The sequence below is a fragment of the Wenjunlia tyrosinilytica genome (assembly GCF_014646055.1).
Taxonomy (GTDB): domain Bacteria; phylum Actinomycetota; class Actinomycetes; order Streptomycetales; family Streptomycetaceae; genus Wenjunlia; species Wenjunlia tyrosinilytica.
Genome location: NZ_BMMS01000009.1, coordinates 96,107 through 120,493, shown reverse-complemented (window position 1 = coordinate 120,493; position 24,387 = coordinate 96,107). Strand labels below are relative to the sequence as shown.

The following is a 24,387-nucleotide window of genomic DNA, read 5'->3' as shown; positions in this document are numbered from 1 at the left end:
CGCTTTGGCTACGCCAACCATCACTGAGCACGACACCACCGCCCCCGCCGCCTTCGGCCCCGCCGCCGCGCTGTCCTGCCGCGAGTGCGGCGAGCGCTTCCCACTCGGCCCGGTCTTCGCGTGCGAGATCTGTTTCGGGCCGCTGGAGGTCGCCTACGAGCTGCCCACCGGTGACCCCGAGGCCCTGCGCCGGCGGATCGAGGCGGGCCCGGCGAACATCTGGCGGTACGCCCCGCTGCTGCCCGTCCCGGCCGACGTGGCGAGCAAGCCGAATCTGAACCCCGGCTGGACCAAGCTGGTCAAGGCCGACAACCTCGCCCGCGAGCTCGGCGTCACCGGCGGCCTGCACATCAAGGATGACTCCGGGAATCCGACGCACTCGTTCAAGGACCGGGTCGTGGCCATCGCCCTGGAGGCGGCCCGCACCTTCGGCTACACCACCTTGTCCTGCTCCTCGACGGGGAATCTGGCGGGTGCCGTCGGTGCCGCCGCCGCGCGGGCGGGATTGCGTTCGTGCGTGTTCATCCCGCACGACCTTGAGGCGGGAAAGGTCGTCATGGCCGCCGTCTACGGCGGTGAGCTCGTCGGCATCGAGGGCACCTACGACGACGTCAACCGCTTCTGCTCCGAGCTCATCGGCGACCCGCTGGGCGAGGGCTGGGGCTTTGTGAATGTGAACCTGCGCCCGTACTACGGCGAGGGCTCCAAGACGCTCGCGTACGAGATCTGCGAGCAGCTCGGCTGGAAGCTGCCGGACCAGATCGTCGTCCCCATCGCCTCCGGCTCGCAGCTCACCAAGATCGACAAGGGGCTCAAGGAGCTCATCGCCCTCGGTCTCGTCGAGGACAAGCCCTACAAGATCTTCGGTGCCCAGGCCACCGGGTGCTCGCCCGTCTCCGCCGCCTACAAGGCCGGTCACGACGTGGTCCGCCCGGTGAAGCCGGACACGATCGCCAAGTCGCTCGCCATCGGGAATCCGGCGGACGGCCCCTATGTGCTCGACATCGCCCGCCGCACCGGCGGCGCGGTCGAGGACGTCTCCGACGCGGAGGTCGTCGACGCGATCAAGCTGCTCGCCCGGACCGAGGGAATCTTCGCCGAGACCGCCGGCGGGGTGACCGTCGGCGTGCTGCGCAAGCTGCTGTCCGAGGGCAAGCTGGACCCCGCGGCCGAGACCGTGGTCCTCAACACCGGTGACGGCCTCAAGACCCTCGACGCGGTCGCCCCGACGACGGGTCTGTCCGCGACCATCCGCCCGAACCTGGATTCCTTCCGAGAGGCAGGCCTCGCATGAGCGTCAGCGTCCGCATTCCGACGATCCTCCGCACGTACACCGGCGGTCAGGCCGAGGTGAAGGCGGAGGGGGCGACCCTCGCGGAGGTCATCGCGAACCTGGAGTCCAATCACGCGGGTATCAGCGCGCGGGTGCTGGACGACACGGGAAAGCTTCGCCGCTTTGTGAATGTGTATGTGAACGATGACGACGTTCGTTTTGCGGAGGGGCTGGACACGCCCACTCCCGACGGCGCCGGAGTCTCGATCATTCCCGCGGTCGCGGGCGGCTGCTGATCCTGCTCGATGCCTCCTGTGCGGGAGCTCGGCATCTGCTGGACTGCCGGCCGGTAACGGTCCGACAAGAGCCCTGCCGCCCCGTTCGCCCTTAAGGGGCGGGCGGGGCGGTTGCACGTTCACCTTTTGAGGCGCGGTAGAGTTGCCCACGGCGGTGGGCGCGCGACAAAAGATGCGCTCCGCCCCGGACAGGCACAGCACATCCGCACTGAGTTCCTGTACCGCCGCACCACCCTTCAAACCCCGCGGAGCACATTGCCGCACTCCCAAGTGCGGTGCGGGGCAGGACGCTTGCTACGGGCGTATGACTCGTACGTCAACTTACGCTCGAACTGGCGAAGCGAATTGTCAGTCGAATCCCTTATGCCTGGTCCGAGTTGACCGCATTTGATTGCATTTGCTGCAATATTCCCGTTCGAACCGCTCGGGAATTCTCGTCCGATTGACCTGTTGCAGAGGGCATCTGTGCGGATACATTCAGCGGCGGTCGGCCCGTTCCGATGAAACGAGACGACCCGGATCCGCGGAGTGCTGATCCGTGAAAGGGCCAGCAATAGGGGAGTTAGGAATGGCTCAGGGCACCGTCAAATGGTTCAACGCGGAGAAGGGGTACGGCTTCATCGCGGTCGACGGTGGTGCGGACGTGTTCGTCCACTACAGCGCGATCCAGATGGACGGCTACCGCACCCTGGAAGAAGGCCAGCGGGTCGAGTTCGAGATCTCGCAGGGCCAGAAGGGGCCGCAGGCGGACATGGTCCGCGTGACCGGCTGAGCCTTCCGGGCTCCGCAGCGCCGCAGGATCTCCACAGGATTCAGGGCAGGCGCCGGCGCACGGTCCCGTGCGCGGCGTCAGGGGATCACTGGTACGGGGAACGGCAACAACGGTCTTCTCAGTGAAGGGCCCGCACTCCACCGGAGTGCGGGCCCTTCGCCGCGCGGAGGCGGAGGGCGCCGCGGAGGGCGCTGCGACGGGGGAGCGGGCTCGATCGTGGGTGGGGAACCCGTGAAGCTTCCCCTTCCTTGGCTTGCGCCCGCCCGTCGCCCCTCCCTCCGCCCCAGCGGAGGGCGCTGCGACGGGAGTGGGGCTTGATGGTGGCTGGCCGCAGGGCTTGACCAACCCTTGACTGGCTTGCGCCCGCCCGTTGCCCCACCCTCCGCCCCAGCGGAGGGCGCTGCGACGGGAGTGGGGCTTGATGGTGGCTGGCCGCAGGACTTGACCAACCCTTGACTGGCTTGCGCCCGCCCGTCGCCCCTCCCTCCGCCCCAGCGGAGGGCGCTGCGACGGGAGTGGGGCTTGATGGTGGCTGGCCGCAAGACTTGACCAACCCCTGACTGGCTTGCGCCCGCCCGTCGCCCCTCCCTCTGCCCCAGCGGAGGGCGCTGCGACGGGGGAGCGGGCTCGATCGTGGGTAGGGAACCCGTGAAGCTTCCCCTTCCTTGGCTTGCACTCGCAGGGGGCGAGTGCTAATCATTGGCGTTAGCACTCTGAAGGTGAGAGTGACAACGAGGACCGGGTGGGTGAGGCCCACGGGCGCGGCGGGAAGGAACCGCCGGGGTCGGGGCCGTCCGTCGCGGGCGCCAGCGCGGTCCGGAGCAATCCACCCCGTTTGGGAGGACCACTTCACATGGCCAAGATCATCGCGTTCGACGAGGAGGCGCGGCGCGGCCTCGAGCGCGGTATGAACCAGCTCGCCGACGCCGTCAAGGTCACCCTCGGCCCCAAGGGCCGCAACGTCGTCCTCGAGAAGAAGTGGGGCGCCCCCACGATCACCAACGATGGTGTGTCCATCGCCAAGGAGATCGAGCTCGAGGACCCCTACGAGAAGATCGGCGCCGAGCTGGTCAAGGAGGTCGCGAAGAAGACGGACGACGTCGCCGGTGACGGCACGACGACCGCGACCGTCCTGGCCCAGGCGCTGGTACGCGAGGGTCTGCGCAACGTCGCCGCGGGTGCCAACCCGATGGCGCTCAAGCGCGGTATCGAGAAGGCCGTCGAGGCCGTCTCCGAGCAGCTGCTCAACCTGGCGAAGGACGTCGAGACCAAGGAGCAGATCGCTTCCACGGCCTCCATCTCCGCCGCTGACCCGCAGATCGGCGAGCTCATCGCCGAGGCGATGGACAAGGTCGGCAAGGAAGGCGTCATCACCGTCGAGGAGTCGCAGACCTTCGGGCTCGAGCTCGAGCTCACCGAGGGCATGCGCTTCGACAAGGGCTACATCTCGGCCTACTTCGCCACCGACATGGAGCGTATGGAGTCCGTCCTCGACGACCCGTACCTCCTCATCTACAACGGCAAGATCTCCTCGGTGAAGGACCTGCTCCCGCTGCTGGAGAAGGTCATGCAGTCGGGCAAGCCCCTGCTGATCATCGCCGAGGACGTCGAGGGCGAGGCCCTGTCGACCCTGGTCGTGAACAAGATCCGCGGCACCTTCAAGTCCGTCGCGGTGAAGGCTCCCGGCTTCGGTGACCGCCGCAAGGCCATGCTCGGGGACATCGCCATCCTCACCGGTGGCACCCCCATCTCCGAGGAGGTCGGCCTCAAGCTGGAGAACGCCGGTCTCGAGCTGCTCGGCCGCGCCCGCAAGGTCGTCGTCACCAAGGACGAGACCACGATCGTGGACGGCGCCGGTGACCCGGAGCAGGTCCAGGGCCGCGTGAACCAGATCCGTGCGGAGATCGAGCAGTCGGACTCCGACTACGACCGCGAGAAGCTCCAGGAGCGCCTCGCCAAGCTGGCCGGCGGCGTGGCCGTCATCAAGGCCGGCGCGGCCACCGAGGTGGAGCTCAAGGAGCGCAAGCACCGCATCGAGGACGCGGTGCGCAACGCCAAGGCCGCCGTCGAGGAGGGCATCGTCGCCGGTGGTGGCGTGGCTCTGCTCCAGGCGTCCGCCGCGTTCGAGAAGATCGACCTCGACGGTGACGAGGCGACCGGCGCGCAGATCGTGAAGCTGGCCCTGGAGGCCCCGCTGAAGCAGATCGCCGTCAACGCCGGCCTCGAGGGCGGCGTCGTGGTGGAGAAGGTGCGCAACCTGACCCCGGGCCACGGCCTCAACGCCGCCACGGGCGAGTACGTCGACCTGGTGGCCGAGGGCATCATCGACCCGGCCAAGGTGACGCGCTCCGCGCTGCAGAACGCCGCGTCGATCGCCGCGCTGTTCCTCACCACCGAGGCCGTCATCGCCGACAAGCCGGAGAAGGCCGCGGCCCCCGCGGGCGGCGGCATGCCGGGCGGTGACATGGACTTCTGATCCTTCGATCAGAGGTTCGCAGGACCGGACCGAGGGCGGCATCCCCACCGGGGGTGCCGTCCTCGGGCATTTCCCGCACCGCCCTCTTCCACGTCGGCGTCCGCCTCGGCTTCCACGTCGGCGTCCGCGCCTTCTTCCACGTGGCTTCCACTTCGCGGTCTTCGCGTCGGTCTCCGCGTCGGCCGCAAAGTCAGCCCTTGCCCAACGCCTCCCGCAGCGCCGGGCGCAGATGCCCCCTGCTTCGCGCGAGCAGTGCGGCGGCCGTCGGAGCGCCGACGCTCCCGAGGACCACCAGGATCGCCTGCTTGACCTCGCCGTCCGTCGCCGTCAGCGCCTCCTCGATCTCCGCGTCCCCGGCCCCGGTGGCCAGGGCGACGATGCGGCGCGAACGGGCGCGCAGCTTCTCGTTGGAGGCGCGGACGTCGACCATGAGGTTTCCGTAGGTCTTGCCCAGCCGGATCATGGTGATGGTCGAGATCATGTTCAGGACGAGTTTCTGGGCGGTCCCGGCCTTCAGCCGCGTGGAGCCGGCCAGCAGCTCGGGCCCCACCACCACCTCGATGCCGTGGTCCGCGGCCGCCGCCAGGGCGGAGCCCGCGTTGCAGGACAGACCCACCGTCAGGGCGCCGAGCGCGCGGCCGTGCTCGACCGCTCCGACGGCGTACGGGGTGCGGCCGGAGGCGGAGATGCCCACAACCGTGTCGTCCGGGTTGAGCTTGAGCTCGTCGAGGTCGGCCGCGGCCAGGTCGGCACGGTCCTCGGCTCCCTCCACCGAGGCGACCATCGCGGCCGGGCCTCCCGCGATGAGGCCGACGACCTCTCCCGGCGCGGTGTTGAACGTCGGCGGGCACTCGCTCGCGTCGAGCACCCCGAGCCGACCGGCCGTGCCCGCTCCCGCGTAGACCAGCCGTCCGCCCGCGGCCATCCGCTCGGCGATGGCGTCGATGGCGGAACTGATCCGCGGGAGCTGCGCGGCGACCGCGGAGGCGACGCCCGCGTCCTCACCGTTCATCACCCTGGCGATCTCCAGCGTGGGCAGCTGGTCGATGTCCGCGAGGTCGGTGCGGTGGGCCTCCGTGGTGAGGGAGTCGAGCTGGCGGCGCAGCTTGGGGAGTTCGTCAGTCATCAGGGGCTTGTCTCACAGTCGGTGGCGGTGGGTCAGGGCCTCGTACGAGGCGGAGAGCGCGGGCGCCGCGGTGTCGTAGGTGCGCTGCGCGACGCCGATGAAAAGGCAGTCCACCACGAGGAGTTGGCTGGTGCGGCTCGACATGGCCGCGGGGCGCAGCTCACTCTCGCGCCCGGCCGCCGTGGTCAGCACCAGATCGGAGTACTGGGCGATGGGCGCGTCCGGACGGCTGGTGATGCCGATCGTGGTGGCTCCGCGGTCGAACGCCACCCTCAGCGGCTCGATGACGTCGACGGTGCTCCCCGAGTGCGAGACACCGATGGCGACATCGCTCTGCCGCAGCTGGACCGCGTTGGTGACGGCGAGATGCGGATCGGAGTGGGCGTGCGCGAGCATGCCTATGCGCAGCAGTTTCTGCGCCAGGTCCTGCCCCACGAGGGCGGAGGCCGCGATGCCGTAGATGTCGACGCGCCCGGCCGTGGCGAGCGCGGTGACGGCGGCCTCGAGCTGGGTGGTGTCGAGCTGGGCGGCCGTGTCCGACAGGCACAGCCGCTCCTCCTGGGCCAGCTTGGCGATCACTTCGGGCAGCGGGTCGTCGACGGTGATGTCGGCGGTTACCGACGGCGTGGTTCCGGCCTCCTGCTGTGCGGCGAGCGCGGCGAGCGCCAGGCGCAGATCCCGGTAGCCCGGGTAGCCGAGGGTGCGCGCGGTGCGCACGACCGTGGCCTCGCTGGTGCCCGTGCGATGGGCCAGCGCGGTGACCGTGAGCTGGGCGCAGCCCGCCGGGTCGGCGGCCACGGTCTCGGCGACCCTTTGCATGGACCGGGTCATGGTCGGCGCGAGGCTGCGCACCTTGGACCGCAGCACTCCGGGTGCCGGTGCGAAAGTTTCCTTCAGGCTCTGACCCATGGCCTGGAAGGTATTTTCGTCCCGGGGGTCAGGTCAACCCTTGGAAACGGTGTTGCCGCTACGTTTGGTGGCATGGATCTGGAAGCCGCCCTGCACGGGGCCCGTGCCCTGGTGCTCAGCGACCTGGCCGCGGGCGAAGTCGACGACGCCACCGTGGTGTCGTTGGTCGAGGACGCGGTGGCGCATCGGCGCTGGTGGGTCGAGCAGTGGCCGGAGGGCGCCGAGTACCTGGCCGGTCTGGTGGCGCAGGATGTCCAGGACGCCCTGCTGGAACGCTACGGCCGGTGGCCGCTGTGCCCGCTGCACAAGGACGAGGGCGACCCGCACGCGTTGCAGATCGAGCCCGAGCTGGGCCCGGATCCGCACTGGGTCTGCGGCAGGGACGCGATCGTGGTCGCGGCGGTGGGACGGCTCGGCGCCGAGCGTGGGGAACGGGGGTAGGGCGACGTGGCGGTCTACATCGATCCCCCGACCTGGCCGGGGCACGGCCGGCTGTGGTCGCACCTGGTCAGCGATGTCTCGTTCGAGGAACTGCATGCCTTCGCGGCCCTGGCGGGCTGCCCGCCGAGGGCATTCGAGCGCGACCACTACGACATTCCGTCCGAGCGCTACGCCGACGCGGTGCGCTGCGGTGCCATCGAGGTCGGCAGCAAGGAACTTCTGAGGCGGCTGACGGAGGCGGGCCTGCGCCGCCCCAAGCACCGCGCTCTCCCCTGAGCGTCCCCGATCGATCCCTCCTGAACGAGCCGCGGACGCGCGGACCGGCTCAGCCGAGCAGTTCCAGCTCCGTGGACAGATTGCGGCGGGCCTTGGCCTCCCAGCGGTCGTGGCCGGCCGTGGTGCGGAACAGGCGCGGCAGCCCGAGCAGTTGCCGCAGCACGTCGGAGCGGCCCTGGCGGAAGAGGTCGTCGGGGACGAACGCGTACTCCTCCCGTACCGCGGCCGCGTAGCGCGCGTACTCCTGGGGGCCGCCCGCGAGCACCGCGAGGTCGGCGTCGCAGAGCACCTCGCCGTCCCGGTCGCCCCGCGCCGGGTCATGGGTGGCGGTGAGCCGGACCAGCCGGGCGACCTCGGCGACGGTCCGGGACGGGACACCCGCTTCGGTCAGGGCGCGTTCGGCCAGACGGGCGCTGCGCTCCTCGTTCTCGGAGCGGTCCGGCAGGTAGACGGCGTCGTGGAACCAGGCCGCCAGGCGCACGGCGTCGGCGTCGGCCGCGTACTCGGCGAGCTCGTCCACGCGGTCCAGCACCGCGATCAGATGGTCGGTGGTGTGGTAGCGGCGCTGCGGCTCGGCCCAGGCGGAGAGCAGGCGCTCACCGTAGGCGGCGGGTTCGTGGCCCTCGCCGCCGTCGGGCTCGTCCGTAGGGTTCGTACCGCCGCGGGCACGGCCGAGGAGCTCGTTCCAGCGGTCGAGGAGCGCGGAGTGCGCCGGGTGCGTGGCAGCCATGAACGCATTGTCGCAATCCCCGCTCGCCCCCAGGTGCCCGGCTGTGGCACGCTGTGCTACATGTCTAGACCAATCTTCGAAGTGATCGCGGTCAGCGCCGACGATGCCGTGGCCGCTCAGGCGGGAGGGGCCGACCGGCTCGAGCTGGTCACCGACATGGCCGCCGACGGCCTCACCCCACCCCGTGAGCTCTTCGCCCGGATCCGCGCCGCCGTGGACCTGCCGCTGCGGGTGATGCTGCGGCTCCAGGACGGCTTCGCGGCGGGCGACACCGACCGGCTGTGCGCCACCGCCGAGGAGCTGCGGGCCGAGGGCGCCGAGGAGTTCGTGCTCGGCTTCCTCGGCCCCGACGGCGGGCTCGACCTCGACTCCGTCCGGGCGGTGACCGGCGCCGTGCCCGGATGCCGGTGGACCTTCCACCGCGCCATCGACCACAGCGCCGACCGCGACTGGCTGCGGTCCCAGCTCGAGGGGTACCCAGGTCTGGACACCTTCCTCACGGCCGGCTCGGCCCGCGGTGTAGACGACGGCCTCGCCACCCTCCTCGCCGAGGCCGCGGCATCGGACAGCGGCGCACCGGGCCATGAGCCCCGCCTCCTGGTCGGCGGCGGCCTGCGCCTGGACCATCTGCCCGTGCTGCGGGCGGCGGGGATCGACGCCTTCCATGTGGGCGGAGCGGTCAGGCAGGGCGGCTGGTCGGGCGCGGTCGACCCCGCCCTGGTGCGGGAGTGGCGCTCCCTCCTCGACGCCCCCGCCGTCCCCGTCTGAGACCGCTCACCGGGCGTCGCTGTCCAACTCCCGCGGCAGCGGGGCCGCGTGCACGATCGTCAGTCCGGAGACCGCCCGGGTGAGGACGACGTACAGGCGCCGCAGCCCCGTCCGCTCGTCGGGCTCGCCGTCGACGATCGCCACCGGCTCGTCGGCGACCACGTAGTCGTACTCCAGGCCCTTGGCCAGGGACGCCGGTACGAGGGTCAGCCGGGCCTGCCGGGAGGTCTCCTCGCCGGGCTCGAGCCGGCTCAGCCCGGCGGCGTCGAGTGCTTCGGCCAGCCCGGGGATCCTGGCGTCGGCGGCGATCAGACCGATGGACCCCTCATGGGTCAGCGCCTCCCGGCACGCGGCCACGACCGCCGAGTCCAGCCCGGCCGCCTCCACCGTACGGATGTCCAGCGAGCCGGGGGAGTCACGCACCGAGGTGGCCGGGGCGAGTCCGGGCGCGATCGACGGCAGCAGGCGCGAGGCGTAGTCGATCACCGAGCGGGGCACCCGGAAGCCACGGGTCAGCTCCTCGATCCTGGCCTCGGCCTTGCCGAGGTGGGACAGCGCCTCCTGCCACGATCCGGTCGCCCACGGCGTCGTTCCCTGGGCGATGTCGCCGAGGACCGTCGCCGATCCGGTCGAGCAGCGCCGTCCCACCGCCCGGTACTGCATCGGGGACAGGTCCTGTGCCTCGTCGACGACCACATGGCCGAGGCTGTGGGTGCGCTGGACCAGATCGCGGACCTCGTCCACGAGCACCGCGTCGGCGAAGGACCACGGCGCGGACCCCACCCCCCTGGCCGGTTTGGACCACAGCAGCAACTTGCGCTCGTCCTCGGTCAGCACCCCCTCCGAGCACTGATCGAGGAACTCCCCGTCGGACAGCAGCCGCAGTACCAGCTTCGCCGGGTCGACCGGCGGCCACAGCTCCTTGACCGCGTCCTTGACCGCCTTGGTGCGGGCCACCGCGTCCTGCACCCGGTCGTCGGGTGCCTCGCCGCCGAGCTCCATCTTCACCAGCACCGCGTGGGCGATCCGCTGGGGCAGCGCCTCGCGGGCAGCGCCGTAGCGGATGTCGCGCTCGCGCAACTCGGTGACGATCTCATCCAGTTCGTACACCGGCACCCGCCAGCGGCGGGAACCGCGCACCACCACCAGGCCCTCCGTCGGCATCCGCAGCCCGGATCCGACCGCGCGCCGCAGCACCTCGGCCATCCGCGCGTCGCCCTTGATCTGCGCGGCCGCCGCCGAGTCCGTGCCGCGCACCGGTACGTGCGCCACCAGTTCCTCGACCGTCGCCTGCGCAACGTCCAGCTCGCCGAGCGCCGGGAGCACCTGCTCGATGTAGTGCAGGAACGACCGGTTGGGGCCGACGACGAGGGTGCCGGTCCGGGCCAGCCGCTCCCGGTGGGCGTAGAGCAGGTAGGCCACGCGGTGCAGGCCGACGGCGGTCTTTCCCGTGCCCGGCGCCCCCTGGACGCAGACCGTCCCGGAGATGCCGGCGCGCACGATCTCGTCCTGCTCCGGCTGGATGGTGGCGACGATGTCGCGCATCGGGCCGACGCGCGGCCGTTCGATCTCCGCCTGGAGAAGGGCGCCGCCGGTGTCCGCCTCGGACGGATCGCTGAGGTGCTCGTCCTCGTAGGCGGTCAGCTCCCCGCCCGTGTAGCCGAAGCGGCGGCGCAGCGCCACATCCATCGGCTCGGCGCGGGAGGCGCGGTAGAACGGCTGCGAGACCGGAGCCCGCCAGTCGATCACCATCGGGTCGCCGTCCTTGTCGTGGACGTGGCGGCGGCCGATGTAGAAGCGCGTTCCGTGCTCGTCCGCGGACGGTTGGGGCAGGGGGCTGTCCGCCTCGCCGGGCGTGTGCAGGTAGTCGAGGCGGCCGAAGAACAGCGGGGTGTCCGCGAGATCGGCGAGCGCGGCGATCCGGGCGGTGATCTCGCGCTGGAGGATCCGGGCGTTGACCCAGTTCCCCGTGACGTCGGTGAGGTCGAGCGCCTGGACGTCGGCGCGCATGGCGGACAGCGCCGCGCGGGAGGCGGCGAGGTGGGAGCGTTCGCGGCCCAGGGGGTCGTCGGGGATGTCGGGTTCGTGGGGAATGCCGGGGTCGTCGGGTCGGGCGTGCGTGGGCACGGGTGTGGCCTCCGGAATTTCACGCATGGCGGCGGAACGCGGCGGGCGGGGCCCACCGCGGCCGGGGAAAACATGGAGACGCCGACCGGTTTCCGTCCGGGCGGCCCTCCCGCGGATGTGCTTCGGGAGGCGGCAAGAGCGGAGAGTGTAGTGCGGCTTCCGGACCCCCGCGACTTGTTTTCCGGCCGTCGGCGCTCGGCCGCCGGCGCTCGCGGGCCGGGGCGCGGACGCAGGCGCGGCGCTCCCGAGCGGGCGTCCGGCGCGCCACGGATTCCGGGCCCGGTGGCCCATGCGTTCCATGTGGAGCGGTTCGTACATTGGGGGTATGAGCACCGCACACATGAACCGTCCGCCCGTGCCACGGGTCCGCGGCAGCACCGCGGTCACCGGCACGCACAACCGCCCCCGGCACCTCGTGGGCTCCGCTCTGCGCGCCATAGGCATCTTCGCCGAGACGGCCTTCCGTGTGACCGTCCTGGGCTCCGAGGGCGTCAAGTACTCCACGTACTGATTGCCGTCACCCGGCCGCGCTAGGGTCGCGCGCGTGATCGCCGAGCTCCGCAGTGAAACGCGCCCCGCCGCGCGCTTGATCTGGACCCTGCCCCTGCTGTCCCTGGCCGCCTACGCGGCCCTGCACGCGACGGTTGTCCCCGCCGAGATGGCGGACATGCTCGTCTACCGCGCGGAGGGCGCGGCGGCCGCGGCCGGAGGCCATGACCTCTACGGCCTGCGGGTCACCGAGTGGGATCTGCCCGCCACCTATCCGCCGTTCGCCGCCCTGCTCTTCGTTCCCACCACCTGGCTGGGTCTGCCCGCGCTCAAGGTGGCGGTCACCCTGGGGAACGCGGCCCTGCTCGCGCTCCTGGTCCATCTCTCGCTGCGCTTGGCGAACTGGCCCGCCCCGCACGCGCGCCGGATCGCGGTACCCGCCGCCATCGCCCTGGGGATCTGGCTGGAGCCCGTCTTCCAGACCCTGCACTTCGGCCAGGTCAACCTGCTCGTCACCACCGCCGTCCTGTGGGACCTCTCGCGCCCCGACGGCGCCCGCGGCAAGGGCCTGGCCGTCGGCCTCGTCGCGGGGATCAAGCTCACTCCCGCGATCTTCGCCGTGCACCTCCTGCTGACCGGCCGCACCCGGGCGGGGCTCACCGCCGCGGGGGCCTTCCTTGCCACGGCCGCCGTGGGCCTGGCCCTGCTGCCGTCGGCGTCCGTGGAGTTCTGGACGCTGCGCCTGTTCGAGACCGGACGCGTCGGCAAGCCCTGGATCGTGGACAACCAGTCGCTCCAGGGGCTGATCGCCCGCGCCCTGCACACCGCGCAGCCCGGCCCGGTGTGGTCGGCCGCGGCCGTCGCCACCGCCGCCGCCGGGCTCGCCGTCGCCGCGCGGGCGAGCAGGCGCGGTGACGAGCCCTGGGCGGTCGTGGCGTGCGCCGTGACCGCCCTGCTGGTGAGCCCGATCAGCTGGTCCCATCACTGGGTGTGGTGCGTGCCCCTGCTGGCCCTGCTCGCCGCCGATGCCCCGGGGATCGCTCTCGGCGCGACGGCCGTCTTCCTGGCCCGCACCATGTGGCTCGTCCCGCACGCGGGCGTCCTCGATCTGCGCCTGCCCTGGTGGCAGCAACCGCTGGCCGCCCCCTACCCGCTGCTGGGCCTGGCCTTCCTCGCCCGCACGGCGATGCGGGCTCAGTCCGAGGCGAGCAGCTCGTCCGCGTCCACGATGCGGTACGCATAGCCCTGCTCCGCCAGGAAGCGCTGCCGGTGAGCGGCGAAGTCCTGGTCCACCGTGTCGCGGGCCACGACCGAGTAGAAGCGGGCCGCCCGGCCGTCCGCCTTGGGCCGCAGCACCCGCCCGAGCCGCTGTGCCTCCTCCTGCCGTGATCCGAAGGTGCCGGAGACCTGGATCGCCACCGCCGCCTCCGGAAGGTCGATGGAGAAGTTCGCGACCTTGGAGACCACCAGGACCGAGATCTCTCCCTGGCGGAACGCCTCGAACAGCTTCTCCCGCTGCGGGTTCGAGGTGTCGCCCTTGATCACGGGCGCGCCGAGGTGGTCGCCGAGCTCGTCGAGCTGGTCGATGTACTGGCCGATCACCAGGGTCTGCTCGCCGGTGTGCATGCGCACGATGGCCTCGCACACATGCTGCTTGGTCGCCGTGGTCGAGCAGTAGCGGTACTTCTCCTCGGGCTCCGCCGTGGCGTAGGTGAGCCGCTCGTGGTCGGTGAGGTTGACCCGCACCTCCACGCAGTCGGCGGGCGCGATGTAGCCCTGCGACTCGATCTCCTTCCACGGGGCGTCGAAGCGCTTGGGCCCGATCAGGGAGAACACATCGGTCTCACGGCCGTCCTCGCGCACGAGCGTGGCCGTCAGGCCGAGGCGGCGCCGCGCCTGGAGGTCGGCGGTGAACTTGAAGACCGGCGCGGGCAGCAGGTGCACCTCGTCGTAGATGATCAGGCCCCAGTCACGGGAGTCGAACAGCTCCAGGTGCGGGTAGACGCCCTTCCGCTTGGTCGTCATCACCTGGTAGGTGGCGATGGTGACGGGGCGGATCTCCTTGCGGGTGCCGCTGTACTCGCCGACCTCGTCCTCGGTCAGCGAGGTCCGCCTCACCAGCTCGTGCTTCCACTGCCGGGCGGAGACGGTGTTGGTCACCAGGATCAATGTGGTCGCCTTCGCCGTGGCCATCGCCCCGGCGCCGACGAGCGTCTTGCCCGCGCCGCACGGCAGCACCACGACACCCGAGCCGCCGTGCCAGAAGCCCTCGACCGCCTGGCGCTGGTACGGGCGCAGCGCCCATCCGGTCTCGTCGAGCTCGATGGGGTGCGCCTCGCCGTCCACGTACCCGGCGTGGTCCTCGGCGGGCCAGCCCAGCTTCAGCAGGAACTGCTTGATCTGCCCGCGCTCCGAGGGGTGCACGACGACGGTGTCGGGGTCGACCCGCGCCCCGACGAGCGGAATGATCTTGCGTGAGCGCAGGACCTCCTCCAGGACCGGGCGGTCGCTGGAGGTCAGCACGAGGCCGTGCACCGGGTGCTTGAGGAGCTGGAGGCGCCCGTACCGCGACATGGTCTCGGCGACGTCCACGAGCAGGGCGTGCGGGACGGGGTAGCGGGAGAACGTCACCAGGGCGTCGACGACCTGCTCGGCGTCGTGGCCCGCGGCCCGCGCGTTCCACAGGCCGAGCGGGGTGACCCGGTAGGTGTGGATGTGCTCGGGAGCGCGCTCCAGCTCCGCGAAGGGGGCGATGGCGCGGCGGCACTCGTCGGCCTTGGGATGCTCCACCTCGAGCAGGAGTGTCTTGTCGCTCTGGACGATCAGCGGTCCGTCGTTCACGCGCTGGGCCTTTCCTCCGGCTCGGTGGGTGATGGCTGGCTCGGTGGCTCGGTGGGTGGTGCAGCCAAACAACCAGTGTCGCTCATCGGCGCAAGTACCCGCCCCCGCCGCATGCGAGCTCTCACCCTGGGTAGCCGCCCCCACGGCAGAGCTCCCGCGACTGGGCTTCCGCACGCGGACACAGACGCGGACGCGGACCGACACCGCACAACCGACCCCCGGGGGGTGGACCGTGGCGCGCAGCCTCGTGTTCGGCAGAGACAGGACCGGCAAGGCAGGAGCGGCGGAAAGGGTGCGGGAGGAGGAGCGGGACGAGGCTGCGGCCGCGCCGAAGGCCCCGGCCCCCCTCGCGGTGCGGGTCCTGGTGATGCTGGCGGCCTTCGCCGCGATGGTGGCGTTCGCGGTGGTGCTGGCCAGGCTGACCCTCGTTCCGTCCCAGGCCTCGGTGCCCCTGACCCACACCAACCTGCGCCCCGGCGACTCCATCCGCGACTACATGGACCAGCCGGCGCTGCGCGACACCTTCAAGCAGATCGGCGGGAACATCCTGCTGGGCGTGCCGTTCGGTGTGCTCCTGCCCGTGGTGTGGCCGAAGGCGCGCGGGCTGCTGAGGGTCTGCGTCCTCACCGCCGTGGTGATGGTCATGGTCGAGACCGTCCAGGGCATGCTCGTGGAGGGCCGGGCGTTCGACATCGACGACGTCATCCTCAACACCGTGGGAGCGCTGCTGGGCTACCTGGTCCTCGGCCGCCGCCTGGGCCGGGCCATCCACCCCCGCCGCCACCACTGGTGGCACCGCTTCACGCGGGCTCGTCGGCCAGTTCCGCGACGCCCGTGACGCGGTGCAGGGCGAAGGTCCGCACCTCGTCGGTGGTGTGGTCGTAGGCCGTGACGAACCCTCCCTCGACACGGACCGGGGCGATCACCCGCTGGCTGGCCGCCCCGTCCGCGTTGACGTAGCCGATCCAGACGGTCTCCCCGACCATGACCGCGGCCTGCATCGCCGCCAGGGTCTCGGCCGCCGCCGACCGCGGCAGCCCTCCGTCGGCGGGCGCCGGAACGGCCGGCCGGCGTGTGGCCGTGGACGCCCGGTCGCCCGCCCGGATCGCCTTGACCGCGGCCCCCAGCAGCACGGCGTCCGGGACCGGGGGCCCCTCGGGGACGGGAACGGGCGCGGAACGGGGCGGCGTGCGGTGGGCGTCCGCGCGGGCGATGAGCACATCGCCGTCGGCCGACTCCGCCGCCGGGGCGCAGCCCATCGACCGCAGCCGCTCCAGCAGGACATCCGGCGGGGCCTGCGCCGCCAGCACGGTCGGCGCGAGCCTGCGCAGACCGAGGCCCGACGAGCGGCGGTCGGCGAGGAGTTCGGCGAGCAGGGCGTCGTCGTCGCAGCGCAGATACGCCGACGCGGCGCCCACCCGCAGACGGCCGTGCTTACGGGCCACATCGTCGATCAAGTACGTCAGCGGCTGCGGAACGGGCGTCCTCGAGTGCTCGGCGAGGAAGGCGTGAAGGTCGGAGGCGCTGCGTCCGGCGTCCAGCGCCCGACGCACCGACTCCGGAGTGAACCGGAAGACGGTCGCCCCGCCCTTGGACTCCACATCGGCGGCCACCGCCAGCGTCTCGGCGAGATGGGTGACCAGGGGACCGGGTGCCACCGCGGTCAGATCCGCCTGGAGCAGCACATGGTCCAGCGGCTGCGGGAGCAGAGGGGCCAGCAGCGGTGCCGGGTGGCCGCCGGAGAGCAGGGCGCGGCCGTGGGAGGACAGGGCGCCGCGGCCGGTCACTCCGAGGAGTTCGGCCTCGAGGAGCGTCCAGTCCATGATCTGCTCGCGCAGCCCGTCGGCGCCGTCGCGCAGCGGCCGGTCCCAGCGCAGCCGGGCGAGCAGCTGGTCGCGGCCGGCCGCGCCGCCCTCGGGCAGGCCGGCGAGCAGGGCCAGCAGTCGGCGGCGCACCTCGGCGGCCAGTGAGCGGTCCAGGTCCGGGCCCAGGGCGGCGAGCACCCTGCCCTTGCTGTCCTTCGTGCCCACGAGACCGGGGACGCGGGTGGCGGTGAGCCAGGCGGCGGCGAGCTGTTCCCAGCGGCGTTCCGTGGGGTGTTGCCGCCACTCGTCGTACGCGGGGGTGGGCGCCCACTCCTCGTCCACATCGCCGTCCGACGCCAGCAGTCCGGCGCCGAAGGCGACCTCCAGCCAGAACGCGGCCGTCTGCTCGCTCAGGTCGAGCGCGGCCGCCGTGCGCTTCAGGTCGCGCACGCTCAGGCCTCCCGCCCGCAGCACCGCGGGCCCGCCGGTGTCCCAGCGCTTGAGCAGTTCCTCCACGGTGCGAACGGCGGTGAACGCCTGCCCGGCCGCGGCCGCGTCCACAGCCTGTGGATCACGCTCGACCGGCTCGACCGACGGCGGAACGGGCTCGTGGTGCCGGTGCGCCCGGCCCCCGCGCAAGTACAGTCCGGCCTCGCGCGGCAGCACGACATTGCCGGGACCTGATGGCAGCAGGAGCCCCCGGGCCAGCAGCCACTGGACCGGGGTCACCGCGTCGGCGGCCCGCACATGGCGCCCGGCGTCCGGAGTCTCGCCGTAGGGCGGCCCCCAGGTCAGCTTGCCCAGCACCTCCGTGGTGCCGCGGGGCGCCGAGGCGAGCAGGACGTCCATGCGCTCGGCGTCGCTGAACAGGGCCGTCAACGAGGCGACGGCGCTCACCGGATCGTGTGTCGCGGGCAGCCCGGCGTCGGCCAGCAGCTCCTGCATCCGGCCCGGCGACGTACCGGAAGTGGCCTCCGCCACGGTCGGGCCGAGGCCGGTCGGGGAGGGCGCGCCCGTGGACGGGGCGAGCATGTCGCGGGCGGTGCGCACCAGGCGCAGCCGCTCGTCCGACCCCCACACCAGGGCCCGCTCCCGCAGCCGCTCCACGGCCGCCTCGACCGCCGGGGCCTCCACGTCCGGCATCAGCGCGCCCAGAACACCCAGGTCGCAGCCGTCCGGCCCCACCGCCATGGCCTCCGCGGTCTGGAGGGTGAAGCGGTCCAGCCGCTCCAGGGCCCGCACCACCGAGGCACGGGTCCCGGCGCGAGTGGCCAGCTGGGTGAGGTCGTTGGGCACGGGAGAGAGCAGATCGGGACGCGCCCGAAGCAGGCCGGACAGCGCCTCGTCGTCGCGGGCGCGCAGATCCTCGGCCAGGGTCCGGGGCGCGGTGCTCTGCTCTGTGCTCATCCGCTCAACATTAGCCGCCCTGTGTCGGGGGAGGCTTGTGCGTGGGCGGGCTCTATCGTTTCGGATGGGCCGACAGGCCACGACGAAGGCCGGCCATGACGAGGACCGGCACAGGCGGGGGTCGGACAATGGGGATCGAGAGCGAGCAGCTGATCTACGACTACCTGAGCCGGGTCGGCGACCTGGCTCAGTCGGCGCTGCCCGCGGCGGAGCGCCTGCGGCTGGTGACCCAGCTGCGCCAGGACATCGAACGGGAACGCGAGCGGTCGGCGGGGCAGGCCGACAACCCGGCGGCGGTACGGCGGATCCTGGGGAAGCTGGGCAGCCCCGACACCGTGGTGGAACGGGCGGCGGCTTGGGGCGACACCCCGCAGGACGATCCGGACGCTCCTCCGTTCCCCGGCAGCGAGGTGCTGGTCGATCCCGCCGAGGTGGCCGTGGCCGCCGAGTGGTGGCGGCTGCCGCAGCAGCGTTCGGGCTCGGCCGACTCCGAGCCCGCCGACCCGGATCCCGCCGACCCGGGTCTCAATGTGTCCTCGCTTCCCCCGGGCTTCCTTCCCAAGCCGACCGTGGTGTCCCCGTCGAAGTCGACCTTCGGAGGTGTGGGCAAGACCACGGATGTACCGGCACAGCGGGGCTTCGAGCAGAAGAAGGCGCGCAAGCACTGGTGGAGCCCGCTCAGCCCCGCCGATCCGGGTCCCGACCCCGGGACAGCGGTGGAGCAGGCGGAGCCGCAGCGGCGGCGAGGGCTGCTGCGCCGACGCCGGAACGCGGCCGCCTTCTCCCCGGCTCGCGGGGTCTTCTGGCGTGAGTGGCTTGCCGCGGCGCTCCTGCTGGTGGGCACCTTCACCGGCTCGCTGTTCGTGGTCGCGGCGGGCTGGCTGGTCGCCTACTACTCGTCCCGGCTGACCCGGATGGAGGCCCAGGTCGCGGCGCTCGGCATCCCGGCCCTGACCGCCACCGGCACCTTCACCTGGCTCTGGGGCCGCAACACCGGCCGCTGGGGCGAGCCGCTGAAGGACGGCAGGATGGGGCCCGCGCTGCAGGACGCGCTGCCGGTGATGGTGCGGGTGGCGGCGATCGGTTCGGCCGTGTACCTGGTCTGGCGGGCGGACCGCCGCGCCCGGAGGGGCTGAGCGCCGACCCGCAGGGGCTGAGCGCCGACCCGCAGGGGCCGGGCACCCTGCCCGCGCAGGGCCGGCCGTCGCCGGCGACTCGGCTGGGGCGAACCCGTTCGAGGGGCGGCGGCCCCGTCAGCCACAATGGGCCCCATGCCCATGACGCGACCTGGCCCCGCCGCGCCCACGAGAGCGAGCACACGCCCCTTCACCGTCGGCTTCGACCTCGACATGACGCTGATCGACTCCCGGCCCGGCATCAAGGCGGCGTTCGACGCGCTCGCCGAGGAGACCGGCACGTTCATCGACACGGACCTGGTCGTCACCCGGCTGGGGCCGCCGCTGGAGATCGAGTTGGCGCACTGGTTCGCGGCCGAGCGGATCGAGGCCATGACCCTGCGGTACCGAGAGCTCTATCCGGTGCACGCGATTGCCGGGACCGCCGCCATGGCCGGGGCCCGTGAGGCGGTGGACGCGGTGCACCGGCACGGCGGCAAGGCCATCGTCGTCACGGCCAAGCACCAGCCCAACGCGCAGCTGCACATCGACCGCCTCGGCATCGCCGCCGACTCGGTGATCGGCTGGCTGTGGGCAGAAGCCAAGGCGGAGGCGCTGCGCGAGCACGGCGCCTCGGTCTACGTCGGCGACCACATCGGGGACGTGCGCGGGGCGCACGCCGCCGGGGCGTTGAGCGTGGCCGTGCCCACCGGGCCCTGCGGGGCGGAGGAGTTGCGCGGCGCCGGAGCCCATGTGGTGCTCGACGACCTCACGCGCTTCCCCGCCTGGCTGGACTCCTACGCGGCCGACGAGATCGAGGAAGCCCTCATCTGAGCCCGGCGCTGGGACAGCACCGATCGGACCGTCCCGGCGATGGCGAGGGCGAAGCCCGTCGGCATGAGCATGGACACCAGGTAGGCGGCCGTCGGCAGCGGGTCCAGACCGAGCAGGAGCGGTATCACGGTGACGACCGTGGCGACCGCTCCGACAATGAAGACGATCACCCCGATACGGACGAGGAGATCGCCGGGCTGCGCATTGGTTTCGTTGCTCACCGGACCAGGGTAGAACTCGCGGGCATCTTGCCACGGGGTGGGGGACCATTAGCCTGGTGGGAGCGGGTTACCGGTCGTCCGGTCACCCGCGACAATGTGTTACCCGAGCTTTTCTGTTTTTCGACGCGTATTCGAGTGAGTGACGAGCGCCAATCGCGCTTCAGTTTTTCCGACGCGAGGACGAGGGACGAGGTCTGACGTGCCTACCGGCAAGGTCAAGTGGTTCAACAGCGAGAAGGGCTTCGGCTTCCTCTCCCGCGACGACGGCGGCGACGTCTTCGTGCACTCGTCGGTTCTTCCGAGCGGGGTGGATTCGCTCAAACCCGGCCAGCGTGTGGAGTTCGGCGTGGTCGCCGGCCAGCGCGGGGACCAGGCGCTCTCGGTGACCCTGCTGGACCCGGCGCCCTCCGTGGCGGCCGCTCAGCGCCGCAAGCCCGATGAACTGCTGCCGATCGTGCAGGACCTGACGACCCTGCTGGAGGAGGTGGCCCGCTCGCTCCAGCGCGGCCGCTACCCGGAGAAGACGCACGGGCGCAAGATCGCGGGGGTCCTGCGCGCGGTCGCCGACCAGCTGGACGTCTGAGCGGGGGCGCCGGCAGGGGAAGGCGGGACGGCCGTCCGGGGAAGCAAGGAGCTTTTCCGGACGCGCGCTTGTCCGGGGGCGTTATCCGGGGAAGCGCAGCGCGTCGGGCTTGATCGGCGGGACGAGGCCCTCGGCGGCGGCGCGGGTGAGGAGCCCGCGCACCGCCGCATAGCCGTCCACCCCGAGGTCGGCGGTGAACTCGTTGACATAGAGCCCGATGTGCTGCCGTGCCACGGAGGGGTCCATCTCCTGGGCGTGCTCGGCCACATAGGCCTGCGACGCCTCGGGGTCGTCCCACGCCAGCAGCACCGAGGCCTTCGCCGCCTCGGCGAGTTCGACCAGCCGCTCCTCGCCGAGGGACCGCTTGGCGATGATCGCGCCCAGCGGGATGGGCAGCCCGGTCTCGTCCTCCCATGCCTCGCCCATGTCGGCGAGGCAGTGCAGGCCGTACTCCTGATAGGTGAAACGGGCCTCGTGGATGACCAGTCCCGCGTCCACCCCGCCGTCGCGCACCGCGGGCATGATCTCGTGGAACGGCATGACGACGATCCTGCCGACACCGCCCGGCACCGCGCGCGCCGCCCACAGCCGGAAGAGCAGGTAGGCGGTGGAGCGCTCGCTCGGCACGGCCACGGTCCCACCCGCCAGCCGCGCCGGATCGCTCTCCTCGCGGGTGAGCACCAGCGGCCCGCAGCCGCGGCCGAGCGCTCCCCCGCACGGCAGCAGGGCGTACTCCTCCAGCACCCACGGCAGCACCGCGTAGGAGACCTTGAGGATGTCGGACTCGCCGCGCTCGGCCATGCCGTTGGTGATGTCGATGTCGGCGAAGGTCACATCGAGCTCGGGCGCGCCCGGCACCAGTCCGTGCGCCCACGCGTGGAAGACGAAGGTGTCATTGGGGCAGGGTGAGTAGGCGATCCGCAGGCTCATGTCTTCTCCAGTAGCGGGCGCAGCTTCCCGAACGCGTCGGTGAGCGCGGCCAGCGCGTCGCCGATCCGCCAGGCGTCGCGGTCACGGGGCCCGACGGTGTTCGAGACGGCGCGGATCTCCAGGACGGGTACGCCGTGCGCCTCCGCGGCCTCCGCGACGCCGAAACCCTCCATGGCCTCGGCGGCGGCGCCCGGGTGGCGGGCGGCCAGCAGTTCGGCGTTCCGCGCGGTACCGGTGACGGTGGAGACGGTGAGCACCGGCCCCGTCACCGCTTCGAGCGTACGCGCCACCTCACCGGCCAGGGGCTGCGGCGGCAGATGCACGGAGGTGCCGAAGCCGAGCTTCTGGACCGGCAGGAACCCGGCGGCGGTCTCCGCCCCCAGGTCGGCGGCGACGATCGCGTCCGCGACCACCACCGATCCCACGGGGGCGACACCGCCGAAGCCGCCCGCGATGCCCGCGGCGACCACCAGGTCGTAGGCCTCGTTGGCCAGGAACGCGGTGGCCAGCGCCGAGGCCGCACCGGCGGCGGCCGCGCCCGGGCCGACACCCGCGGCCAGCAGGTCGGCGCGCAACGGGCCCCCTGCCACGCCCAGTCGGCGCAGGCGGTGGCCCGGAAGCGGATGCACTCCCCTGTCTTCCAGGGCGCGCAGTCCCTGGGCGACGGAGTCCAGCTCCGCCGCCACAGCGGTCACGACGAGCAGTCGCACGGGACGCGGCGGCGTGTCAGTCGGCCAGCTTGACCTTGTAGTTCCACACGCCGTAGTACTCCTTCTTCTTCAGCGAGTTCTCGATGATCGAGACATTCACCGACTTCGCCCGCTGACCCGTGGTCTGGTCCGCCTGGAAGAAACCGTCCACGGGGTAGCTGTGGTAGGTGTCCTTCGTCGGGTCGTTGATCTGCTGGCCCTCGATGCCCAGCGACCAGCCCTCCTTGGCGATCGTCGGGTCGACGCCGAAGCGGATCCGCTCACCGAGGTGCACCGTGATCGTCTTCTTCGGCTTGGCGTTCAGGCACTGGCGGACGCGGCCGAGCGAGATCTGGTCCCCGTCGTCGTAGCACTGCGCCTCGGCGTGGACCGAGTCGGTGCCCGAGGTGATGTAGGCGAGCGGGGTGGGCTTGTCGCAGGCGGCAAGCGTGGCCAGCCCGACAGCAACGGCGCCGATCACGGCGGCACGGCGGCGAATGGTCATGGCCCGAGGCTACCGGGCGCCACCCGCGCCACCACGCGGGGGTGCGGCGTGCCGCGCCCACATCAGAGGGGACACCCTGCGGGGCCGTGCGTCTCAGACGGTCCGTGGATGCGGTGTGCCGCGTCGGCCGGCGAGCAGCAACCCGCGCACCGTCGTCACGAAGCCCAGGGCCACCAGCCCGGCGGCGACACCGAGTCCGAGCTCCCCGTTGAGCGGCAGCATGATGCCGATGGCGCCGCCGACCACCCAGGCCATCTGGAGCGCCGTCTCCGAGCGGGCGAACGCCGAGGTGCGGACCTCCTCCGGCACATCGCGCTGGATCAGCGCGTCCAGCGAGAGCTTGGCGAGTGCCTGCGCCAGGCCGGCGGTCGCGGCCACCAGGGCCACGGTGACCGTGCTGTACCAGATCGCCGCGGCGATCGTGGCGCCGAGCGCCAGCGCCAGGACGGTGGTGATGATCGCCTCCGGCGCCCGGGACTTCAGCCAGGAGCCGAGGGCGGTGCCGAACGCGTTGCCCAGGCCCGCCGACACCACGACCACGCCGAGCGAGACGGGGGCGCTGAGCCCCCCTATCGGATGTTCACGCAGCAGGAACGCCATGAAGAGGGTGAGGAAGCCGGACAGGGCGCGCAGCGAGGAGTTGGCCTGGAGGGCGTTCAGGACCGAGGAGCCGACGTTGCGCAGGCCGGGGGCCCGCCGCTTCTTCAGCGTGGCCGCGCCGGTGTCGCGCTTGTGCAGGTCGACCATGTGCGCGCGCTCCTCGCCCTTGGCCGAGTCGACCTTGTGCGGCAGCGAGAACGCGAGGACGGTGCCCAGGACGAAGATGCCGAACGCCCCGTAGAGCGGCCAGCCGGGGCCGATCATGTGCAGCAGGCCGCCCAGGGGAGCGGCGACGGCCGTGGCCACGAGTCCGGCCAGCGTGACCCGGGAATTGGCCTTCACCAGCGTGACCCGGTGCGGCAGGAGCCGTGGCACGACGGCACTGCGCACGACCCCGTACGCCTTGGACGCCACCAGGACGCCCAGCGCCGCCGGATACAGCTCCAGCCCCGCGTTCGCGACGGAACTCGCCATCGTCCACGCCAGGACCGCGCGGGCCAGCATGGCCATGGCCATCGCGGTGCGGCGGCCGTGGGGGACGCGGTCCAGGAGCGGCCCGATGACCGGTGCCAGCAGGGCGAAAGGGGCCATGGTGACCAGCAGGTACAGGGCGACCCGGCCGCGGGCCTCGCCGGTCGGGACGGAGAAGAAGACGGTGCTGGCGAGGGCGATGGTGATGAGCATGTCGCCCGCGGAGTTCACGGCGTGCAGCTCGATCAGCTTGCCGAGGCCGGACTCACCCGCCCCCTGGGCATGGGTGGCCTTGCGGATCCGGCCGCCCACGGCACGGCCCGCCCGTCGGAATCCGCCGAAGAATCGCGACCCGCCGCGGGCAAGCGTGCTCTCGGACCGGCGCGCCGGCCCGCCGTCGGTCCTCCTGTCGGCTGCCACCTGGCCATACTGCCTCAACTGAGGCGGACGACGGCCGACTAGTGGACAAACCGCAGGCAGTCTCCTCCTTGCGGTGGGGCTTGCGGATCCTCGCGGTCGCGCTTCCGCAGGTGCTTTCCCGGTGCTGTCGGAGCCAGGTACCGTGCACGAGGCAGCCGTCCGGTGAACGGCACCGCTCCCGGTCCAGCAGAATGGTCGGGACAAGCGTTTGCCGGTGCACGCGTCGATGCGGATCCAGATATCCGCTCCGCCACCCGGAGGGCGCCATTGATCTGCGGCTTAG

At 72.0% G+C, this 24,387-nt stretch carries 24 protein-coding genes; 13 read left to right on the top strand and 11 right to left on the bottom strand.

Annotated features, from left to right (window positions below):
* The first annotated feature begins 4 nt into the window (after window positions 1–4).
* The 4 genes from thrC to groL all read left to right on the top strand — a co-directional run bounded on the left by thrC (window position 5) and on the right by groL (window position 4,817).
* On the top strand, window positions 5–1,294 hold the full coding sequence (gene thrC, locus IEY86_RS12260; RefSeq protein ID WP_189131640.1) for a threonine synthase: 1,290 nt from the start codon (window positions 5–7) through the stop codon (window positions 1,292–1,294).
* On the top strand, window positions 1,291–1,569 hold the full coding sequence (locus IEY86_RS12255) for a MoaD/ThiS family protein (RefSeq protein WP_189131639.1): 279 nt from the start codon (window positions 1,291–1,293) through the stop codon (window positions 1,567–1,569). The genes thrC and IEY86_RS12255 overlap by 4 nt, the downstream gene beginning before the upstream one ends.
* A 568-nt stretch (window positions 1,570–2,137) precedes the next feature.
* Window positions 2,138–2,341, top strand: coding sequence for a cold-shock protein (locus IEY86_RS12250; RefSeq protein ID WP_018386095.1), 204 nt, complete (start codon window positions 2,138–2,140; stop codon window positions 2,339–2,341).
* An 853-nt stretch (window positions 2,342–3,194) separates the two neighbouring features.
* Window positions 3,195–4,817, top strand: coding sequence for a chaperonin GroEL (gene groL / locus IEY86_RS12245; RefSeq protein WP_189131638.1), 1,623 nt, complete (start codon window positions 3,195–3,197; stop codon window positions 4,815–4,817).
* Between the two features lie 190 nt (window positions 4,818–5,007).
* On the opposite strand, the gene murQ is transcribed toward groL, so the two are convergent.
* Together murQ and IEY86_RS12235 are read right to left on the bottom strand one after the other, a co-directional pair.
* Window positions 5,008–5,943, bottom strand: a complete 936-nt coding sequence (gene murQ, locus IEY86_RS12240) for an N-acetylmuramic acid 6-phosphate etherase (RefSeq protein ID WP_189131637.1) — start codon at window positions 5,941–5,943, stop codon at window positions 5,008–5,010.
* Window positions 5,944–5,955: 12 nt separating this feature from the next.
* On the bottom strand, window positions 5,956–6,852 hold the full coding sequence (locus IEY86_RS12235) for a MurR/RpiR family transcriptional regulator (RefSeq protein ID WP_189131636.1): 897 nt from the start codon (window positions 6,850–6,852) through the stop codon (window positions 5,956–5,958).
* Between the two features lie 72 nt (window positions 6,853–6,924).
* Here IEY86_RS12235 and IEY86_RS12230 point away from each other — a divergent pair, with 72 nt between their 5' ends.
* Together IEY86_RS12230 and IEY86_RS12225 are read left to right on the top strand one after the other, a co-directional pair.
* Window positions 6,925–7,293, top strand: a complete 369-nt coding sequence (locus IEY86_RS12230) for a DUF8819 family protein (protein ID WP_189131635.1) — start codon at window positions 6,925–6,927, stop codon at window positions 7,291–7,293.
* Window positions 7,294–7,299: 6 nt separating this feature from the next.
* Window positions 7,300–7,569: a DUF4031 domain-containing protein gene (locus IEY86_RS12225; protein ID WP_189131634.1), complete on the top strand. Its 270-nt coding sequence runs from the start codon at window positions 7,300–7,302 to the stop codon at window positions 7,567–7,569.
* A gap of 49 nt (window positions 7,570–7,618) precedes the next feature.
* On the opposite strand, the gene IEY86_RS12220 is transcribed toward IEY86_RS12225, so the two are convergent.
* Complete coding sequence (locus IEY86_RS12220; protein WP_189131633.1) at window positions 7,619–8,299, bottom strand: HD domain-containing protein; 681 nt, start codon at window positions 8,297–8,299, stop codon at window positions 7,619–7,621.
* Window positions 8,300–8,359: 60 nt separating this feature from the next.
* Here IEY86_RS12220 and IEY86_RS12215 point away from each other — a divergent pair, with 60 nt between their 5' ends.
* Window positions 8,360–9,067 carry a copper homeostasis protein CutC gene (locus tag IEY86_RS12215; RefSeq protein WP_189131632.1) on the top strand — a complete coding sequence of 236 codons (708 nt, stop codon included), beginning with the start codon at window positions 8,360–8,362 and terminating at the stop codon, window positions 9,065–9,067.
* A 6-nt stretch (window positions 9,068–9,073) separates the two neighbouring features.
* Here the strand turns inward: IEY86_RS12215 and IEY86_RS12210 are convergent, their stop codons facing one another.
* Entirely contained in the window at window positions 9,074–11,221 is a 2,148-nt protein-coding gene (locus IEY86_RS12210; protein ID WP_189131631.1) for a HelD family protein, read from the bottom strand.
* Window positions 11,222–11,519: 298 nt separating this feature from the next.
* Here IEY86_RS12210 and IEY86_RS12205 point away from each other — a divergent pair, with 298 nt between their 5' ends.
* Together IEY86_RS12205 and IEY86_RS12200 are read left to right on the top strand one after the other, a co-directional pair.
* Entirely contained in the window at window positions 11,520–11,705 is a 186-nt protein-coding gene (locus IEY86_RS12205) for a hypothetical protein (RefSeq protein ID WP_189131630.1), read from the top strand.
* Between the two features lie 33 nt (window positions 11,706–11,738).
* Window positions 11,739–12,926: a glycosyltransferase 87 family protein gene (locus IEY86_RS12200; protein ID WP_373287004.1), complete on the top strand. Its 1,188-nt coding sequence runs from the start codon at window positions 11,739–11,741 to the stop codon at window positions 12,924–12,926.
* On the opposite strand, the gene IEY86_RS12195 is transcribed toward IEY86_RS12200, so the two are convergent.
* Window positions 12,878–14,524, bottom strand: coding sequence for a DNA repair helicase XPB (locus IEY86_RS12195; protein WP_189131629.1), 1,647 nt, complete (start codon window positions 14,522–14,524; stop codon window positions 12,878–12,880). The two genes, IEY86_RS12200 and IEY86_RS12195, sit on opposite strands and share 49 nt — an antisense overlap.
* 232 nt (window positions 14,525–14,756) lie before the next feature.
* On the opposite strand from IEY86_RS12195, the gene IEY86_RS12190 reads away from it, so the two are divergent.
* Complete coding sequence (locus IEY86_RS12190) at window positions 14,757–15,362, top strand: VanZ family protein (protein WP_373287003.1); 606 nt, start codon at window positions 14,757–14,759, stop codon at window positions 15,360–15,362.
* Here IEY86_RS12190 and IEY86_RS12185 read toward each other — a convergent pair.
* Window positions 15,325–17,736 carry a helicase-associated domain-containing protein gene (locus tag IEY86_RS12185; protein ID WP_189131628.1) on the bottom strand — a complete coding sequence of 804 codons (2,412 nt, stop codon included), beginning with the start codon at window positions 17,734–17,736 and terminating at the stop codon, window positions 15,325–15,327. The genes IEY86_RS12190 and IEY86_RS12185 overlap by 38 nt on opposite strands.
* 128 nt (window positions 17,737–17,864) lie before the next feature.
* Between IEY86_RS12185 and IEY86_RS12180 the strand changes: the two genes are divergently transcribed.
* Together IEY86_RS12180 and IEY86_RS12175 are read left to right on the top strand one after the other, a co-directional pair.
* Window positions 17,865–18,872: a hypothetical protein gene (locus IEY86_RS12180; RefSeq protein WP_189131627.1), complete on the top strand. Its 1,008-nt coding sequence runs from the start codon at window positions 17,865–17,867 to the stop codon at window positions 18,870–18,872.
* Window positions 18,873–19,007: 135 nt separating this feature from the next.
* On the top strand, window positions 19,008–19,685 hold the full coding sequence (locus tag IEY86_RS12175; RefSeq protein ID WP_373287002.1) for an HAD family hydrolase: 678 nt from the start codon (window positions 19,008–19,010) through the stop codon (window positions 19,683–19,685).
* Here the strand turns inward: IEY86_RS12175 and IEY86_RS12170 are convergent.
* A complete protein-coding gene (locus IEY86_RS12170) occupies window positions 19,649–19,906 on the bottom strand; it encodes a hypothetical protein (RefSeq protein ID WP_189131626.1) in 258 nt (85 codons plus the stop codon). The genes IEY86_RS12175 and IEY86_RS12170 overlap by 37 nt on opposite strands.
* Before the next feature lie 199 nt (window positions 19,907–20,105).
* On the opposite strand from IEY86_RS12170, the gene IEY86_RS37810 reads away from it, so the two are divergent.
* On the top strand, window positions 20,106–20,489 hold the full coding sequence (locus IEY86_RS37810) for a cold-shock protein (RefSeq protein ID WP_189131625.1): 384 nt from the start codon (window positions 20,106–20,108) through the stop codon (window positions 20,487–20,489).
* Between the two features lie 81 nt (window positions 20,490–20,570).
* Here IEY86_RS37810 and IEY86_RS12160 read toward each other — a convergent pair whose 3' ends face one another.
* From IEY86_RS12160 to IEY86_RS12145, 4 genes are all read right to left on the bottom strand, one after another.
* Complete coding sequence (locus IEY86_RS12160; protein WP_189131624.1) at window positions 20,571–21,419, bottom strand: 1,4-dihydroxy-6-naphtoate synthase; 849 nt, start codon at window positions 21,417–21,419, stop codon at window positions 20,571–20,573.
* Window positions 21,416–22,129, bottom strand: coding sequence for a futalosine hydrolase (locus IEY86_RS12155; protein ID WP_189131623.1), 714 nt, complete (start codon window positions 22,127–22,129; stop codon window positions 21,416–21,418). Before IEY86_RS12155 ends, IEY86_RS12160 begins: the two co-directional genes overlap by 4 nt.
* 16 nt (window positions 22,130–22,145) lie before the next feature.
* Window positions 22,146–22,613: a DUF2771 domain-containing protein gene (locus IEY86_RS12150; protein ID WP_189131622.1), complete on the bottom strand. Its 468-nt coding sequence runs from the start codon at window positions 22,611–22,613 to the stop codon at window positions 22,146–22,148.
* A gap of 93 nt (window positions 22,614–22,706) precedes the next feature.
* Window positions 22,707–23,996 (bottom strand): MFS transporter, encoded by a 1,290-nt coding sequence (locus tag IEY86_RS12145; protein ID WP_373287008.1) that lies wholly within the window; start codon window positions 23,994–23,996, stop codon window positions 22,707–22,709.
* Window positions 23,997–24,387 lie beyond the last annotated feature (391 nt).